General features: G+C 39.9%; 9 protein-coding genes and 2 pseudogenes. 7 read left to right on the top strand and 4 right to left on the bottom strand.

The genetic code is table 11. The features are described from left to right. Positions 1–273: 273 nt before the first annotated feature. Positions 274–498 (top strand): annotated as a pseudogene (locus H6G69_RS34125) (strawberry notch-like NTP hydrolase domain-containing protein); the annotation flags it as partial. 65 nt (positions 499–563) lie between these two features. Here H6G69_RS34125 and H6G69_RS25215 read toward each other — a convergent pair. After that, on the bottom strand, positions 564–2,819 hold the full coding sequence (locus H6G69_RS25215) for a bluetail domain-containing putative surface protein (protein WP_190691856.1): 2,256 nt from the start codon (positions 2,817–2,819) through the stop codon (positions 564–566). Positions 2,820–3,110: 291 nt separating this feature from the next. Between H6G69_RS25215 and H6G69_RS25210 the strand changes: the two are divergent. The 3 genes and pseudogenes from H6G69_RS25210 to H6G69_RS25200 form a co-directional block, all read left to right on the top strand. Then, positions 3,111–3,596: pseudogene (locus H6G69_RS25210) on the top strand (transposase); the annotation flags it as partial. A gap of 460 nt (positions 3,597–4,056) precedes the next feature. After that, positions 4,057–5,034 (top strand): ferritin-like domain-containing protein, encoded by a 978-nt coding sequence (locus H6G69_RS25205; protein WP_190691855.1) that lies wholly within the window; start codon positions 4,057–4,059, stop codon positions 5,032–5,034. Between the two features lie 36 nt (positions 5,035–5,070). Further along, a complete protein-coding gene (locus H6G69_RS25200; protein ID WP_190691854.1) occupies positions 5,071–5,820 on the top strand; it encodes an isoprenyl transferase in 750 nt (249 codons plus the stop codon). Positions 5,821–5,841: 21 nt separating this feature from the next. On the opposite strand, the gene H6G69_RS25195 is transcribed toward H6G69_RS25200, so the two are convergent. After that, positions 5,842–7,725, bottom strand: a complete 1,884-nt coding sequence (locus tag H6G69_RS25195; protein WP_190691853.1) for an ABC transporter ATP-binding protein — start codon at positions 7,723–7,725, stop codon at positions 5,842–5,844. 143 nt (positions 7,726–7,868) lie between these two features. Continuing rightward, complete coding sequence (locus tag H6G69_RS25190; RefSeq protein WP_313951990.1) at positions 7,869–9,755, bottom strand: ATP-binding protein; 1,887 nt, start codon at positions 9,753–9,755, stop codon at positions 7,869–7,871. Positions 9,756–10,688: 933 nt separating this feature from the next. Between H6G69_RS25190 and H6G69_RS25185 the strand changes: the two genes are divergently transcribed. The 3 genes from H6G69_RS25185 to H6G69_RS25175 all read left to right on the top strand — a co-directional run bounded on the left by H6G69_RS25185 (position 10,689) and on the right by H6G69_RS25175 (position 17,879). Further along, positions 10,689–13,244, top strand: coding sequence for a proteasome protein (locus tag H6G69_RS25185; protein ID WP_190691852.1), 2,556 nt, complete (start codon positions 10,689–10,691; stop codon positions 13,242–13,244). Between the two features lie 62 nt (positions 13,245–13,306). Then, on the top strand, positions 13,307–16,690 hold the full coding sequence (locus H6G69_RS25180; protein WP_190691851.1) for a virulence factor SrfB: 3,384 nt from the start codon (positions 13,307–13,309) through the stop codon (positions 16,688–16,690). A gap of 91 nt (positions 16,691–16,781) precedes the next feature. Then, a complete protein-coding gene (locus H6G69_RS25175) occupies positions 16,782–17,879 on the top strand; it encodes a hypothetical protein (RefSeq protein WP_190691850.1) in 1,098 nt (365 codons plus the stop codon). Between the two features lie 315 nt (positions 17,880–18,194). On the opposite strand, the gene H6G69_RS25170 is transcribed toward H6G69_RS25175, so the two are convergent. Beyond that, on the bottom strand, positions 18,195–18,914 hold the full coding sequence (locus H6G69_RS25170) for a cytochrome b/b6 domain-containing protein (RefSeq protein ID WP_190691849.1): 720 nt from the start codon (positions 18,912–18,914) through the stop codon (positions 18,195–18,197). Between the last annotated feature and the right edge of the window lie 57 nt (positions 18,915–18,971).

Genomic DNA, 18,971 nt, shown 5'->3' with positions numbered 1-18,971 from the left:
TCCTCTTCACTCTCGGCGATCGCAATTTTAAATGGACGGCTCATGGTTGGGTTAACTTACCAAGTTTGCTTTTCTCCATTATATGCAGCTTCATTTTTAATTGGTATTATAAGTCCCATATCAAAAGAATTATGGTAAGGATTCAGATCTAATATTGTGGAAGTAAAGAAGGGCAAGACTGAAAATTATTAGAGTCAGCAATTAGCTATCTGGGTATCCAAAAGTGCCGCATTAATTGAAGATGCACGTAGAGACTGATGTGCTTTAGGAGGCAATGAAAAAGACATTCTTGACCTCAGTAATATCAAGCTGGGTGAGCCAATCGGGTTCACCCAAGGTATTCTGTTCTGCACTTACTCCACACTGAGCTCGCAAAAGGGCGGCAAATCCAGACTCAAACAAATTGTGGAGTTGGCTGGTAAAGACTTTGAGGGAGTAATGGTTTTACTCTCCATATACCAATTTCTCTGCTCACACCTGCCTTGCTTAAGATTCTAGTTAAGCCTGAGTTATTTTTAAATCAAAAGTTAGAGCAGTAATACTTAACTAATCTTTATTTAAAATTAAACAACCGCAAGATTAGCTAAATTACCTTTATATCCTGTAATTTCCACCACAGCATCAGTCAACGCAGAAAATCCATTGACATCATCATTAAGTGCCAAAAAAGTCTGCTCTTGTTTCCCGCTACCAAGCGTAAAAGTAGCTGCGCCTTTGGCTACAAAAGCACTACTAGTAAGTACAGATTGTATATCTGATAACTTCAAACTTGCAACAGAACCAAGTTGTATCAAGTTTGCCGCTGACACAGCATTAATGCTATCAATCTTATCTATACCAATTTGCAGGTCAGTAATTACATCGCGTTTAGATAATAGCGAATCACTTAGACTAGTGTAAACAAATGTATCAGCACCCCGGCCACCTGTGAGGCTGTCGCCACCCGCACCGCCAACTAGTCGATCTTTAACGTTACCGCCAATGAGTTTGTCGTTGCCAGCTTTACCAACTAACGTGTCATTACCGTTTTTGCCAATAATCTTATCGTTACCAGCATCACCAAATAGTTCATCGTTACCATTGCCACCAAATAAGCATTTGCCTGCAACAAACTTATCTTCTGTCGTTTGGCTTATAAGTTGACCTTGTTCATTGTAAGAATATTTAACAACTGCATCTGTAGTGCCATTACTGTTGTTATCTATGTCTGCTGAAATCAGTTTGCCATTTGTATCATAGTTGTAGCTGGTAACGGTGTCAGCCACTCCATCATTATTTTTGTCTAAGATCTCAGCACTCAGTCTGCCATTAATATCGTAGTTATAACTAGTTGATTCATCAATGCTGCCATCATTATTTTTATCAACTAGCTGTGTACTTATTTTGCCATTGGCATCGTATAAGTAGCTGATTAATTTATCGGTGATGCCATCAAGATTTAGATCAATTTTCTCTAAGATCAACTTGCCTTCTAAATCATAGGCATAGCTGGCAGTTTTATCAATGACACCATCATTGTTTGTGTCATAGCTGGCAGATGCTCGTCCATAGGTATAGGTTGTAATTCTATCAGCTATGCCATCATCGTTATAATCATTGCTAGAGGATATCTCGTTACCGTTGGCATCATATGTAACTGTTGCGAAATATTCAATGGTGCCATCTCCATAGAAGTCAAGGGTAGTAGATATAAATCTGTCGTTGGCATCATATACATAGGTTTCGATCAGCTCTATAGTGCCATCAGCAGCAGAGGAAGTTGAAGTAACTATTTTGTTGCCGCTGGTGTCATAGGTAGTAGTTGTGATGTAAGTAGAATCTACTAAGCCGTCGCCATTAGTGTCAAAGCTAATGGTGCTTGTGTTACTGTTTGGATCATTTGTATAGATGCTAATAGAATCAGCTTTGCCGTCACCATCATAGTCCCGACTGTAAGAAGTTAATTGACCGTTAGCATCATACGTAGAGGTTTCTATATACTCAGGCTTCCCATCCATGTTGCTGTCATAGCTTTCAGATGTCTTATTGCCGTTGGCATCATATGTATAGGTATAAGCAGAATCAGCTTTGCCATCGCCGTTGTTATCAAAGCTTTCAGATATTAAGTTGCCGTTGGCATCGTATGTAAAGGTGTTAACAGAATCAACTTTGCCATCGCCGTTGTAGTCAAAGCTTTCAGATATTAAGTTGCCGTTGGCATCATATGTATAGGTGGTAACATAATCAGGTGTGCCGTCGCCGTTGGAGTCAATGATATAGGATGTCCTATTATTGTTAGCATCATACGTATAGGTGTTAATAGAATTAGCTATGCCATCGGCGTTGGTATCATAGCTTTCGGATATGAGGTTGCCGTTGCCATCATATGTATAGGTTTTACTAGAATCAGCTTTGCCGTCGCCGTCAGTATCATAGCTTTCAGATGTCCTTTTGGCGTTAGTATTATATGTATAGGTTTTACTAGAATCAGCTTTGCCGTCGCCGTCAGTATCATAGCTTTCGGATATGAGGTTGCCGTTGCCATCATATGTATAGGTTGTGATTCTATCAATTAGACCGTCAGCATCATAACCTACGTCTAAAGGATTTCTACCTTGTAATTTTCCGTCAAAGCTCTCGGATGTTACGTTACCTTTAACATCATATGTGTAGAGTTCTACATACTCAGCTTTGCCATCACCGTTGGAGTCAATGCTGTAGGATGTCTTTCTATATGTGTAGTTAATCGCTGTATCTATTATTCCATCACTGTTGTAATCGCTGTTTTCGGCTATTAGGTTGCCAGCCGCATCGTATATATAAGTTATGGTCGATGTCATAAATTTTGTCACTCCATGAATCTCAAAAAATATATACCTGAGCTTGGAAGTGGTTTTAGTTGAAATATACAGCTAGCTCCTACATTTATGCTGCATAGTTAGTCCATAAATATTACGGTTAAAGATTTTTTTGGCAGATGATTTTAATCACACAAAAAATGTGATATGTAGTATTGCTAATTAGAGTAACTTAGTATCAGCAATCTTTGACTCTTAAAGTTACAATATCATTTACAAAAGTTGTAAAGATTCAGGTGGCAGAGTATTGACAAAGGGGACAGTTGAGGTGGAGTATCACAAGGCTATCAAGCTTTTGCCCAACAAAAATGTTTAGCGCATCTACGCCGTCACTTCAAAAAGTTAATTCAGCTTCCTGGTCTTCACAACCAAGCTATTGGTGAAGCTTTTGTTGATTTAATTGATGAAGCTTTTAGACACCATGCTCAATGGTTCCAGACTCTTGAGTTCGCCAGTTACAATAATTAGGTCAATAAATTCAAAGCTAAGTTGCAATCCTCAATTGATCAATGGATTGATAAGGCAGGAGCTACTGCCGACCAGCTTTTACGTTCTTTACGCGACAAGGCTCATAAATGGTGTTATTTCCTGGATAATCCTGAAGTTCCTCCTGATAACAATCAAGCCGAACGCTCGCTGCGTTTAGCTGTCACTAAACGTAAAGTTAGTGGTGGTTCCTGTTCGATGGAGCGGTTTCAACATACTGCCAATTTGTTGACAGTGGTTCAAACCTGTCGCCGTCAAGGTAGGTTCTGTTATTGATTTTTTGCACAAGCCCTAATTGCTGATACTAATTCTGCATGAAGTTGCGCTGAATAAAAAACTAACCGCAAAGTACGCATAGACGCGATAGCGGTGAAGCAGTGCGTTGGGCGGGTTCCCCGACTCCCTCACTGCTGAACCCGTTAGCGAAGCGGTAGCGAGTCTTCGAGCGTCAGGGCTTCCCGCAGGGTAGGACGCAAAGAGAGAGGAATGAAAGAGAGTTTGGTGCAGCTTTACCAAACCCGATTCCTCTAGCTGTGGTAAATTTTGCTATTAATTACTCAACCTCAATATAAGTATTGAATTTGTAACTCAATTTAACACACTCATCTCATCCCACTTTTTACCAGACTATTCCTACTACTTAATATCAAACTACCGACTTTCACCGACTGACAAAGGCAAGTGCGATCGCTTAACCTATTGGGCAGAGAGCTAAAATCATATGTATCAAAAAATGCTCAATACCCTAACTCCAAAAGCAGAAGATTTAAAGAGTGAAAACCATAACCAGACTGGCTATTTGCCAACACAGTACCGCATCTCTGCTTTGATAGACGATTATCTAGCTGTCGAAAAGCTACACAATCGCTTGCAAGATTTACCTGTACAGTGGCAAAATCCCCAACCACGTCCCTGGAAAATCATCGACTGGCAACAAATCAACCGCGATCAAATTATCGGGATCAATGCAGAGGTCTTTTTATCCATCCTTATAGGTGCGATGGATACAGAAGCCCCGATTCGTGGTTACACACAAACCAGTCGCCAATATTTAGAAAAGTTGCATCCCCCAATGGCGCGGTTTGTCGGTGGAACAGTTGATGGTGATGGCGAATTACTAGAACTGGGTTTGTGGGAAAAGGAAGAACGTCAGCACACGCCAGCTTTAATTAAGGTTTACACCCAACTCGCACAAGAGAAAATTACGCCAAAATTCCGCACCGTCAGAGGTTATCTCCCTACAGATGACCCCTACGAAGATTTGTATCGTCATGGCTTACACCGAGTAGCGACGGAATACGGTGCAACTTGTCTTTATTTGTGGTTGATGGCATATAGTACAGGCGCACTGCAAGATGTTCTCGCAGAACTACTCCAAGACGAAATCAACCACATGACTAAGTTTTGGGGATTTGGGGTTTGGGCTTTTCCTGATACTTCTTTGGTGCGGGTAGGAAAGACTTTAATCAAAACGCGATCGGCAAATTATCAACGTAATAACCTTATCCGGACTCTGCGGCGGATGATGGCTACTCTCAACTGGAGTGCTTGGTCACTCACCAACAAAGCAACTTTAATTTTTACTTTCACTCAGACTATGCGCCGCCTTTGGGTGTGGCACAACAGCCTCACACCAGAGTATTTAAGCACTGTGTTTGGAAGGAATACCATTTCACAAAAATCTTGCTCTAAATCTATTGCTTTTGACTAATAGTTTCTTAATCTCCAATCTAAAATTGTGTGACCAATGACAAATAATTTACCTGCCGACTTAAACCCCGAATATTTACCCCAACACGTAGCTGTGATTATGGATGGTAATGGTAGATGGGCAACTCAACGAGGATTACCACGCATTGCCGGACATCGCCAAGGTGCTAAAACTCTCAAAGAGTTATTACGTTGTTGCAAAGATTGGGGAATTAAAGCACTGACGGCTTATGCTTTCTCGACGGAGAACTGGCGAAGACCGACGGAAGAAGTCGATTTTTTGATGCTGTTGTTTGAAAAACTGCTGCAACGGGAGTTTGCCCAAATGCAGCAAGAAGGGGTGAGAATTTCCTTTATCGGTGATTTGTCAAGTTTATCTGATTCTTTGCAAACGCAAATGCGGTTGATTATGGCTGAAACATCCAAAAATCAAGCCATTCATTTTATTGTGGCCGTTAACTATGGTAGCCGTGATGAAATTGTGCGAGTTTGTCGTCAACTCACCCAACTAGCACAACAGGGAGAACTCAACCCTGAAGATGTAAATGAAAATTTAGTGGCACAGTATTTATACACAGCAGGGATGAGAGAACCAGATTTGCTGATTCGCACTAGTGGGGAAATGCGGTTAAGCAACTTTCTGTTATGGCAATTGGCCTATACAGAAATGTATTTTACCGATATTTTTTGGCCAGACTTTGATCGTGAGGCATTTCATCAAGCACTATTAAGTTACCAAAAACGCGATCGCCGTTTTGGTCAAGTTAAAACTACACTCACAGCTTAAACGATTCTGCATTCCCCAAAATTACGAACTGCCTAACATTTGTAAGTTGTGCAAAGTTGCGTACATTCCCCCTTGTTGCAATAGTTCTTCATGGCTGCCTTGTTCGATTAATTCACCTCGCTTTAAGACAAAAATGCGGTCTACGTTGCGAATTGTTGATAAGCGGTGAGCAATAATAATCGCGGTGCGTTTTACCATTAACTGATTGAGTGCCTGCTGAATTAAAGCTTCCGTATTTACATCTAAGCTAGCGGTGGCTTCATCTAATACTAAAATTTGCGGGTTGCGAATGGCAGCACGGGCAAAGGCTAACAGTTGTTTTTGACCACTGGATATATTAGTGCCGCGTTCTCGCAGTTGCGTATTATAGCCTTGGGGTAATTCTTCAATAAATTGAGCAATGTTAGTGTTTTCGGCTGCTAACTGAATTTCTTCAAAGGTGTACTGGTCTCCCAAGGTGATATTGCTTTTCACATCGCCAGCAAATAAAAAGCCTTCTTGTAAAATTACTGCCATATAGCGACGTAAGTCTGCCTGTGGTACTTCTCGAATATCTACACCATCAATGTAAATTCGTCCTTGGGTTGGTTCATAAAGACGACACAATAGGCGAATAATCGAACTTTTACCTGCACCTGTGGGGCCGACTAAGGCGACTTTTTCGCCAGGGCGAATCACAAAGTCTAAATCTTTAATGACAAAATCATCGTCTTTGTAGGCAAACCAGACGTGTTCAAAGCGAATTTCGCCTAATTCTGGCACAGCGTTGAAATTTTGTGATTCCATCTCCGCAATGATTTCGTCAATATAGCCGAAGGTGTGATCAAAAACAGAGAAGCGTTGATTGTTGCGATCGCGGATTTCTATGGGTTCTTCTAAAATATCGTTAATCCGTTCAATCGCCGTAAAGCCAGCTTGAATTACCGTAAATTTCTCCGCAAAATCCCGTAAGGGATCGAATAAACGTTGGGCATACAAAACAAATGCAGATAATATCCCAAATGTCAAGCTTTGTCCCAAAAGTAACCAACCACCTACCCACAATACACCAGCGATCGCAACTAAGCCAATCCATTCTAAAGTGGCTGATACCGCAGAATCATAAAATATGGTTTGATCCATTTGCTTAACGTAGTGTTCGTTAGTGTTGCGAAACAACTGAGCATTAATTGTTTCTCGCCTAAATAACTGCACTACATTAATTCCCACAATGTTTTCTTGTAGCTGCGAATTTAAGATTGATAGTTCTTCGCGCGCTTTGTAATTGGCTTTGCGATATTGTTGCTGAAACAGAATAATCAACCAAGTAATTGGTAACAAAATTAACAACAACAACCCAGCCAATTCCCACTGGATAGACAACATAATCCCGACAATCATCACCATCGAAAATATATCGGAGACTATGCCAATTGCCCCAGTAGAAAACACATCACCCAAAATTTCAACATCACTGGTGAGTCGGGTAATTAATTTGCCTACGGGGGTACGGTCAAAAAAGCGCACCGCTAAGGATGTGACATGACGAAATAAATCTTCACGAATTCCGGCTGTGATGCTCTGCCCAATCTTTTGTAAGACGTAGCCTTGAATAGCCGTAAAGACCATACGCACCAGAATTGACACCAAGATTAATCCCTCAAGGATATTTAGCCCTTGCCACATTGGGCGATTCCTGAGAAACTCATAAGTACTTGGTTCGTTGCGAATTAAAGAGATAGCCTGTCCAATCAGCAGTGGTTGTATGGCATTCGTCAGGGCAATAGGCACGAGCAGTAACATTGCCAACGTCAACAATCTGCTTTTACGACGAGCATAGGGAACTAAACGCAAAAATAACCGCCAGTCATTGTTCCGCCAACGGTCTCTTCTGTAAGGTTTTTTCAGGGATTGGTAGATGCTCATAATTGGAGCATGATATTAATTTTTTACTGGGACAAACACGCTTAATTAATGTAGCATTTACACCTCTGTTCAACGACATGGTTATAGCAAAGTGTTGAGTTAATATCCTCTTGATGTTTCAGAGTTAATCTGAAAATACACATCTATACCCCTGACTCGCCTTCAACTGCTAGTGCAGGAATCAAAACGGTAAAAGCTGCTCCCTGGCCAGGTTCAGAATTACAATGTAATTCTCCACCATGTTTTTTGACAACGACCTGATAGCTAATGGATAAGCCCATACCAGTACCTTTACCTACTGGTTTGGTAGTGAAAAATGGGTCAAATATGCGTTTGCGGACTTTTTCATTCATTCCCGGCCCATTATCTACCACAGAAATCATGACGCGATCGCCTGCTTGTAAGCAAGTAGAAATGCGAATTTGCGGATGAGTAATTTTCGCTTCTGTCAAGGCATCAATCGCATTAGTTAACAGGTTCATGAACACCTGATTCATCTGTCCAGGGTTGCATCTGATTTTTGGTAAATTGCCATACTCTTTAATTACCTGAATTGCGGGAGAGTCTGGTTTAGCTTTGAGGCGATTTTGTAAGAGTAACAAAGCGTTATCAATACCCTCGTGGATATTTACCAATTTCATACCTTCTTCGTCAAGACGCGAGAAATTTCGCAAAGATAGCACAATTTGACGAATTCGCTCGGAACCTGTATTCATCGAATCTAATATTTTGGGCAAATCTTGACGGATAAAATCTAAATCAATGGCGTGAATTTGTTCTCGAATTTCTGGCGCGAGCGGCGAGGAATGCTGTTGATACAGTTCTAGTAGGTACAGTAAATCATGGACATAATCGTTGGCGTGTTTGACATTGCCATAGATGAAGTTCACGGGATTATTGATTTCATGGGCGATACCCGCAACTAACTGTCCTAAACTGGACATTTTTTCTGATTGGATGAGTTGTGACTGAGTTTGTTGGAGTTTTAATAGGGCTTCTTCTAACTGCTGGGCTTTTGCTCTAAACTTAGCTTCAGATTTTCTTAAAGCATTTTCTGTAGCTTGTCGTCTGATTTCTGCTTGTTTACTAGCTGTAATGTCTTTACAAATTCCTAAAAAATAGACGACTTTGCCACTCGCATCTTTGATGGCTGATGAGTAGCAGCTATGCCAACACCAAGTATTATCTTTATGTTGAATCCGGTATTCTATAGCTTCTTGCTGCTGGCCTGTGGTGAAAACTTGGTTGAAATATTCAATACAGTTGGGAATATCTTCCTCATGTAAAAAAGAAACAAAATGCTTACCTTCCACTTCGGCTATCTCATGACCTAAAATATTAGTCCAGTTAGGCGATACGTAAGAAAAAAAGCCTTCCGGAGTCAGGGTCAAAATAATATTATTGGCATTTTCGACAATGCTACGAAATTGATCGTCACATTGAATAAAAGCACTTTGGACGATGTAAGTCACATCGCGCATTAACACAATAATTTCTAATTCTGAAGGTAATAATCGCACTTCAACGTGAGTCCGACCTTGGGCAGATTGCAAGGTATATGTAAAATTGACCAACGATTGGGTTTGAATAACTTGATAGATTGACTGTTGAAACCGTAATCTGATCTTTTCTGGTAAGTAGTGGAGTAGGGAATTTCCCTGACATGAGGCAAAATTGTGCAGTAAATTGATGCTTTTGCCTAGGTGATAATCTAAAATGATGCAGGCAGCATTGATGCGGAAATAACCATCAGCTAATACACCCCAATTAGCTTGCATTTCAGCTGTTTGTTGCTGTAGCTTTGCTTCTAATTCTTGTCTTTTCGCAATTTCTGTTTGGAGTTTTTGGTGTGTCTGATTTAATTCGATTTTTTGATTTTCAATTTCTTGTTCTAACTCTTGCCGATGATGATCTGTTAAGATCAGTTTTTTAAAATTGCGATCGCCTGAATTTTTTTTGTCTTTTCTGGGGACTGTATGCAGACTCTCATCAATTTTATGATTTAAATTTTGCACCCTTTTAGAGAACACTTTTACCTACCTATTATATAGAGATTAATCTTCTGCCAAGACTGACAAATGAGGCTTGACTACCGATCAAGTCTTTCAAACTATCCAACTGAGCTTTGGCTTGACTTATAGATGATAAGCATCTGAATAGATTGGAAGATATCATCCATAAATTTTCGCTCTTTATACTTGTTAATTAGCAAAAATCATCCACATTTTTATCTATATAAAGAATTTTTTAAGAAAAAGATGGGTCTCTTCCTCAATTAATTCATGTGGAATTAGATTTTTGATTCAATAAAATAATTAATTGTTAAATTTTTGTCCAAAAAATCACGCAATAACATTATGCTGTTATGACATTATTAAGTATCATTTCAGCTGTTGGTTTGCTTACAGAGTGTAACAATACACTTTGCAAGTATTTATTTAAGTAAATAAGAATTTAGCACAATTTAAATAGTATAAAAATTAATTATGCTTAAACTTTCAATTACTATATTTAATTTTTTGTAAATTCCCCTACTTACGAGATATATACAAATTCAGTCCTACTCTGACTTAATTCAGTAAATTTACTTTTTTGTGTCAAATTTGTAATTTATCTTCACAAATACAATTTATACAACAAAACCAGAATTAAGTATTTACTAAAGAATTCTCAGGATGAAATTTGCGGGGAATAAAATCAAACAAATTATAAAAATTTTTAGAGTTATTGACATCTATCTGGCAGCAGGCTGTTAAGCTGTTGTCTTATGTTTTTGGAAAATTTTTGTTTCAGTCCTGATTTTGACAAAAAATCCTGTAATCAAGGTCTTGTTAAGAATAAATAACTATTTACCTAAAAATCCTATCGCTATACCCAGGTGTTGACCATAAATCTCCGCCTACTACTAGCAATTTCTGTGTTATAAAACTCACATAAATTTTATCTTTAATCACCCCTAATTTATGGAACTTGAAAAACTAGCGTATTTTAAACAATACGGTGAATTTATACTCCAGAAAATTAACTCTGTACCGCAGTATCCTTCTCAACAAGAAGACTGGGTTCCCACTAGCCTAGATGAATGTCTGGCGCGTCTGAGAGAAACTGCGGAAAAAACCATAGAACTTGCCACTTCACCAGTCAAAATTGGCGTGATGGGAGAATTTAGTAGTGGTAAAACCTTACTTTTGGGCAGTTTAATTGGCTATGCCGATGCTTTACCAGTCAACGAAAACCCAACTACAGGGAATGTTACAGCCATTCACCTCGTTGCCCAAGATGAATTTGCCACAACCCAAGTCGGCAATTTTACGGTGGAGTATCTATCTCACGAAGGGGTGAAAGAGTGTTTGCGGTTTATGTTAGCAGAAGCAAGTCGCCGTTCTGCTGCTGCCGGACTTGTACCTGTACAACTGGCACAGTTAAACTCTGGTAAAGAAATTCTGGCTTGGTGTGAGCAAGCATGGAACCAAAGTAATAATTTAGAGTTGCGCTATTTGCTGCGGGAGTTGGTGTTATTTGTGCGTGCTTACGCTTCCTATGGTGAGGCGATGTGTGGTGGACGCTATCAAATTGATCATGCCACAGCCCAGGAAGGTTTACAGCTGCCAGAACAGCCAATGGCTATCCAAACTTTCCGGTTTACAGACTTACCGCCAGCACATATCCGCTTACCCAGTCCACCGCATAAATTAGCATCAAAGTTATTACAAAATAGCTTCCCCTTAATTCGTCGCGTTGATATTGAAGTGAAAATTTCGCGGGAAATTTGGGATGTTACCGATGCTTCGGAATTTATTTTGTTAGATTTTCCGGGTTTGGGTGCGGCGAACTCCGGCGCGAGGGACACATTTTTATCGCTGCGAGAGTTGGCGGAAGTCCAGACAATTTTAATCTTGCTCAATGGTAAATCACCGGGGAGCGATCGCGCTCACAAAATTTTCACCATGATGCAGCAACAGCGTCCAGGACAAGACCTGAAAGATTTGATTTTGGTTGGTGTCGGTCGTTTTGACCAACTACCTCTAGAAAGTGAAGGCGGCGAACGAGAACTCGATCAATTCATTGCTGAGAACATCGCCAACACGCCTTTATCTGAGGATGCTGTTCTCAAAAAACTCAGAGTTCTGCAAACAACTATTGATGGCGCGAGTGCATTCACCACTCAAAAAGACCGTATTGTGTTGTTATCCCCTTTGTTGGGACTAGCAGAATTAGCCAAACGTTCCAGTAGTGTCAAAGCTGGTTCGCCAGAATTTTTATCTAACTTAGATTATCCCAATTACCTGGAAACCTCAAAACGTTTGCAGCAAAAATGGACTCGCCTCAGCGAAAGACTATTAGACTCGGATGCACGTAGTCAACTGGGGAGACAATTAGGTTACTTTGCTCAAGATGGCGGTATTGCCAAACTGCGCGAGTTAATTCAAAATCACGTTGCTATGCACGGACTCAAACAACTGTATGAAGACACCCGTCGCGCGGCTGAAAGTCTCCGTCAACAACAAGAAAACCTCAAAAATATCATCGCCGAAATTCACGAACAAGGCATACCAACACTCGATAGTCCGACATTAATTGATTTGCGTCATGCCATTGATAGTTTAGATAAAACCTACCGGAATTTCCAAAAAGAATTAGGCAAAGAACCACTCAAAGACCGTCGCGGAACTGTCGTGAGTGAAGTAGTGAAAGACGAACTCACCTTTAAAATCGTCAACTGGAACCAGTGGACTTTGTTATTTAACAAAGCCAACAACGGTGCTATTACTATCGCCGAAAGCAAAGGTGCAGCCGGTAAGTTATTTGAAAGAGGAAATAGAACTAATCATGCTTTGCCAACTAAAAGCGATGATTTCTACCCCACCTTTGAAAAAACTGTCCAAGAAGTCGAGATATTTGCCCGCGATCGCATTCGGCAAGCAGTGGTAGATTTATTAAATAAACTCTCCAATCAAGTAGCCGAAGCACGGGACTATCTCAAATCTCTTCTCTCCCCAGAAATGGAACAAGAAATTGAGATAGGTTTTGGTGGAGAAGAAGCCGACTTATTTTATAAATTACTGTTAGGTTCTGACCCAAATCAATGGAAAGAAGCTATTCTCGCAGAACTGAATAGTAAAGACAAAGAAATTGCCCCCGAATTGATATTTCCCCTCGCGCGCCAAGACGAAAAACACAACATTGGTCAAATATTTGATTGGTCTCCCGAACGAAATCAAAATTCACCCAGAGCCAGCCATCATCAAATGTTAGTATTACGTTTGCGTGATGAAATTACTGCCAGTGCCAGTTTACATTTAGTGCAGTATGTCAGCGAAGTAAATCAACAAGTCAACTCAGAAATCGAAGGCATTTTAGACCAAATTATTCCCACCCTGCAAAATATTTCTAAAAAAGAAGCATTGCTGAGATACCTTGCTGCTGGCGACTCACCACCAAAACTTGCTATTCCCACTTGGTTAAATATTCTCGCAGAAATCGCCACCACTTCTGATTTAGATATTCCTGGTTACTAACGAATTGATATCTTCTTTGCGCCTTTGCGCCTTTGCGCGAAATAAAAGAAAGGAACTAAAAAATGCCAGTAGAAATTCGCCTCCCTCCACGCTTTCAAGTTCAAGTTAACGACAACGAATATTTAGAACTTCCCACAATTCAACTAGTCGCTATTGGTAATAATGTACCCCATATTGCCCGAATTAACTTCTCCGTTAAAGGCACACCCAGCGAACTAATCACCCAAATTCAAAAAGCATATAAACCCTTTGATGCTGTCACCCCAAAAATTTCCCAAATCGGACAACTAGAACAATATCCTTGTAAATTAGACAAACCTTTAACCGAACCAATCAACTGTACCTTACAAGTAATTGTTGAATATTTTGATTCTGACTTTTCAGGGGAACCAGTATTATCTGAACCGCGACAAGTTCAGGCTGTTTGTTATTTATGGACACCATCTACTGCTGAAGCGCAAATTATGAATTCTGAGTCACTACCGAACCCGCCGGAAGAACCAGTTAACTATCAACCAGTCAAAAGATTTCCGGGATGGTTTGCTTTAGATTTTGGTACGTCGAACTCTACAGTGACTTTGTTCGACCCGATAGAAATCCCTATTGCCGAAATTTTACCACGGGAACAGGAATTAAGATTGCGCGATCGCCTGTCGCAATGGCTCAATTCTCCCGCTTCCGAAGCACTACCAGATATCAGCGAAGTTGAGTGGCAAAAATTTATTATTGATATTAGTAAAAACTTAGAAATCGAATCCAGCCGTTTAAGCGAAATCTTTGAAAGTGATAACAGAGAAAGATTTTTAGAAGCAATTCGCCAAATCGAATTATCTTTAGGTAATAGCGAAAAATTTCAACGCGCCGCTAGTAAGAAATTATATCAAATTTATCACGAAGTTTTTCGCGTTCCCACCTTAGAATCGCAAAATTTAATTCCCGTAGTTCTGGATATTGACCGCCGCGATAGCGAAATTCCCAGCGAGTTAGAAATTGCCAACTTAGAAGTATTAAAGCTGAAAATGGGGCGAGAAGCAAGAGATAATCGAAAAAAAGCAATAGCCCAAGGTACTAGCAGTTCTTTAAAAGAAATTATCAGTCGGTTTCATCATTCACCAAAGCGATATTTTGGGCAGAATAAAACATTCCCTGTAATGTTAAATGATACCGAAATTAATATTAATGTTAACCAATTAATTCAAGCAGCTTGGGCGCATTTAATTGATTTAACCGAAGATTATCGCCAACGCGCCAGACGCAGATTTTCTGAAGGTGAACTGTTAACCGCAGTTGTTACCTATCCCACCGTTGCACCACCAGTAGTTCGCAAAGAAGTTAAGCAATTAGTTGAACAATTAGGTATTGATGATGTGCAAACAGCTTACGATGAAGCTGTTTCGGTAGCGATATTTTTTCTATGGCGAGAATTTGGTGGTAATTTAAATATTGGGATTGAATCTTTTAAAACCCGTTGTCGCCGCGATGGCAATAAATGGTCACAAAATGTATTAGTTTTAGATATTGGTGGTGGTACAACAGACTTAGCATTAATTGAATTAACCTTAGAAGATAAAACCCCCTTCTTTGCCAATAATGAAGACCGAGGCTTAGGCGGCAGATATTATAAATTAACGCCCAAACTATTAGGTTCATCGGGACATTTACAACTCGGTGGCGAATTAATTACCCTGCGAGTATTTAGGTTATTAAAAGTTGCAATCGCAGATTTTCTCTTAACAGCAGTTACCCGTGGTGATATCGACAGCGAAAAACTCGAAGACTTAATTAGTTCCGAATTAAACGAGCGTTTTCTCGACCAAGGAAAATTCAAAATAGGCAGTTTATTAAAATGCTTAGATAGAGAAAACCCCGAAGGTGATACAGCTTATAAAGATGCCTTAGATACAGCCGAAAAAGTCCTACCAACCCGTTGGCAACAAGCACCCCAACGCTTACAAACCTTCTACACACTGTGGGATTATGCAGAAGCCGCCAAACTCAAACTTGGACAAAAATTACCAGCCGATAATTCACTTTTAACCTTTACAATCTCTGAACAACAAATTGCCGAACTTCTCACTCAAAGCGCAATTAAATATCAAATTCACAACCCCGATAATATTGCCGTCACCCTAGATAATCAACAATTTGAACGTGTCGCCACCTCCGCCATCAAAGAAGCTATTGGTATTGCCAAAGGCTTAATGGAAAGCCGTCTACGTTCAGACGATAACACCATCGACGCTTGGAATACTCACAAAGTTGACTGGTTAATTCTCTCAGGAAAAACTTGCAATCTCGACTTAGTACAACGCCATATTTACCAAGAATTTAGCAAGTCTCCCTACTTCGTTTGGAACCCAGAACGCATCACCTTTGTCTTAGAATTTACTAAACTCGCCACCTCCGCAGGTGCGTGTTACGCCGAAAAATTACGCCGACTCAGATTTGACCCTGAAGAATCAAAAGCACTGCTACAAAAAGGTGCAAATCAATTAGAAATTGACGTTAAAAATCTATTTTATTACTTACCTTGCAACTTCAAACGTAAAACCCAAAGCAACGAACTACTACCCATCTTCAAAGCCGGACAAGAACTGCATCAAATTGCACCTTTAGAAACAGTCGCTAAAGTGCGTACAGCTTGGCAAGGTATCCAGTTAACTAATATTATTTACCGCCAAGATTACGAAGACGGTGATTTAAGACTATGGGGAAGTTTCGACGGTAAACATCTCATGGAAAAATTAGGGATGGAAGAAGCGGAGTTTCTCAAAAAAATCAAAGTGCAATTTGAAATTGACCAGACATTACAATTTAGCGTTTTATTATGTCAAGGAAATCCCCATTATTTAATTGATGTTCCCGGTATTGATGTCGGTTCCGCCATATTAGCAGCTTCCGAAACATCATTATTTGCCGACGGTAAACTAAAATGGAACATCGCCGTAGAACGGCCAAATAAAGACTTAACCGATGGTGATATTGCAGTCAATGTCATCGAGTCAGCAACCGTAGATCAACCAAACGCCTATCATTTAGTCTTTGAAATCGACTCAAATGATAACCAATCTCTACACGAATTTCATTATCTCCGCGACGGTTCACCCCAACCAGGAAAAGGTTTAATTAGTAATCCCTTACCACCCTTTCCTTACACTGGACAACATACATTTTACGTCTATCAAACTGACACCGAAACTAACAGAAAAAAATGGATACGTATCGGTTCACTCAGTAAACCATCCGTCACCACAGACTACCCTTGTCAATATCGCGTCACCCTCGACAACAAAGGTATTTTGCGAATGCACCCCGGCGAAGTTCCCTACTGGACATCCACAAGTCAAGAATGTTTAAAACAAGAAGGTTGTGTTTATCGTGCGGAATTAGAATTGCAACCTAACGAAGTCGATAAAGAACGCGATCCTTTCTGTGGGATACATTAATAATTAATTGTTTCGCGCATAGACGCTGTAGCGGCTTCCCGCAGGGTAGGCGCAAAGGCGCAGTTTAAAATAATGCCAACCCACACTCACCATGCAGCATCTACGTCAACTATTAGAAACAGAAAACTCAGAATTAGCCAGGTTATTGCGGTGTAGCCTGTATGGACTAGAAGCTGCATTAAACCAAGCCTATACAGAATTACCCGATGATCCTGGTACTGAAATTTGTGCAGAATTGCTGCAAGAAATCCGAGATTTGTTGCAGCCTCCACATCAAGAAGAAACGACGATTATCCAATCTTCAAATGAGTTAAAACTAAATCATCTGCGTGATGCTTGGAATGCTGACTCAGAACTCAGTTTATATTTAGGTGATGCAACCTTACAAAGCCAAACTGATGCTGATTTATGGCATGAAATTCACCGTAAATTGCTACGAATACCTGATGATTTAGCTGCATTTTGGCAACAACGCACCTTAGATTTAGCTCAAGAAATTGGTGCAGTAGAAGATGATTCTAATTTCTACCAACTTCCCTTTATCAGAGATGAAATCATTTACCCTGGACTCAAAGGTAGTGTGAATATTCAGGGGTTATGTTTATCCCAAAAAGCACTTTTAAAATCAAAATTTTTCCCCATTCCCGAATCGGAAGATTTACAATTACTCGCAGGTTTTTTAAATTTATATCTCAAATTTCTAGAAATAGAACCAGATTTACATCACGCCTTAAAAAGTATTTTTAGCTTTGATATTATTCCTTTCAATTCTAAACCAGAACAACAACAACAATATATAGAAGCCTTAACAGACCGCTTTCTCCGCACCCAAAAAGCCGAAGAAAATAATGATATTTTAGCTATTGTACGTGCATGGATTGATATAGATGAAGCCATACATTCTTTAGTATTCATTCCCCCCGTTGAACGCTATTCATGGTGGGGAAAATTACAACAAGAATCACGCCGAACCTTAAAAAAAATTGCAGACAAAGCCAATAAATCAGGACACAATGTCAGAATTCGCCAACTCTCAGGACTTTATGCTGATATATGTGCTTTTTCCAAAGATGATTTACAGCTAAATTGTGGCGGTATTCCTGGAGAAGTTTTAACTTGCTTGCGAGTTTATGCACGCATTAATCAAGAAGAATTTCCCGGACGTGTAATATTTCGTTCATTACGCTAATAGAATTATTTTAAACGAACCACAGAGGCGCAGAGAACACAGAGAATAAGGAAATACTCTTTGCGTCTTTGCGCCTTTGCGTGAGAATTAAAAGTTTTATTATCCAGAACCTATTAATAATAGTAGGTTGGGTGCAGCGATAGCGAAACCCAACAAAGTATGCGTGAATGTTGGGTTCCGTTCCTCCACCCAACCTACGCCTAAGATTTTTAATCAAAATTAGAGCGATTTTTACTTGCTTAGAAGACAAATTCATCCGCGTTTATCTGCGTCCATCTGCGGTTAATTTTTTTTTTGGTGTTAGAAACAATATTACTATTCCGAAAAAAACACAGGTAGGAGAAATGCAACAACAACTCCAAGCAATACAAACGCCTCAATAATTCTCGAACTTAAATTATTATCTAACAATTGATTAAATCTTTCGCCAAAATTATTTTGCAAGCTACTCCACCAAGTACGGTAACGAGTAACCCATTGATTTGGACTATCTTCTGGGCGAACCTGCAAAGAAAACATAGACAATAATAATGGCACACCACCCACTTTAATAGACATTAAAAGATGAATAGCTAAACAGCCGATTATCACACACCAAGCGATAAGATGTAGCGTATACCAAATATGATTAATTTCTCCAGCAGGAAGCCATTCTTCTTTCATCATCCTGCCAGAAATGACGGAAAAAACTGAAGCAATTAGCATGAGAGTGTTAGCTAGTCTTTGCAAACTCACCCACCAAATTGGTTTACCAACTTGGCGCAGTTGTTCCCATGAATTAGCTTGGATAAGTCGCCTATTGCCAGCATGAAAGCTGTAAAGTGCAAATGCTGGCAGTATAATCAAGAAAAATAAGGCAAAAGTGCCATGAATCCCTTGAATATCGCCAATTTGCGGAAATGGAATTTTCCCAAATCTGCCATCGTAGGTATTGTAAACTAGAAATCCAGTGATGATAGTGGCGATCGCAAAAATTCCACTCACGCCATGCAGTAGTCGTAACCACAACGGTTGATAGGGAACAGAACGAGACATAAAAACATTTATTCTCTACAACAAATATAAAGATATTGTAAGCCAAAGCGCGATTTT

This window comes from Nostoc sp. FACHB-110 (assembly GCF_014697425.1).
In the GTDB taxonomy this organism is placed as follows: Bacteria; Cyanobacteriota; Cyanobacteriia; order Cyanobacteriales; family Nostocaceae; genus Nostoc_B.
Note: the sequence above shows the minus strand (reverse complement) of the source record. Positions and strands in the feature narration are given on the sequence as shown.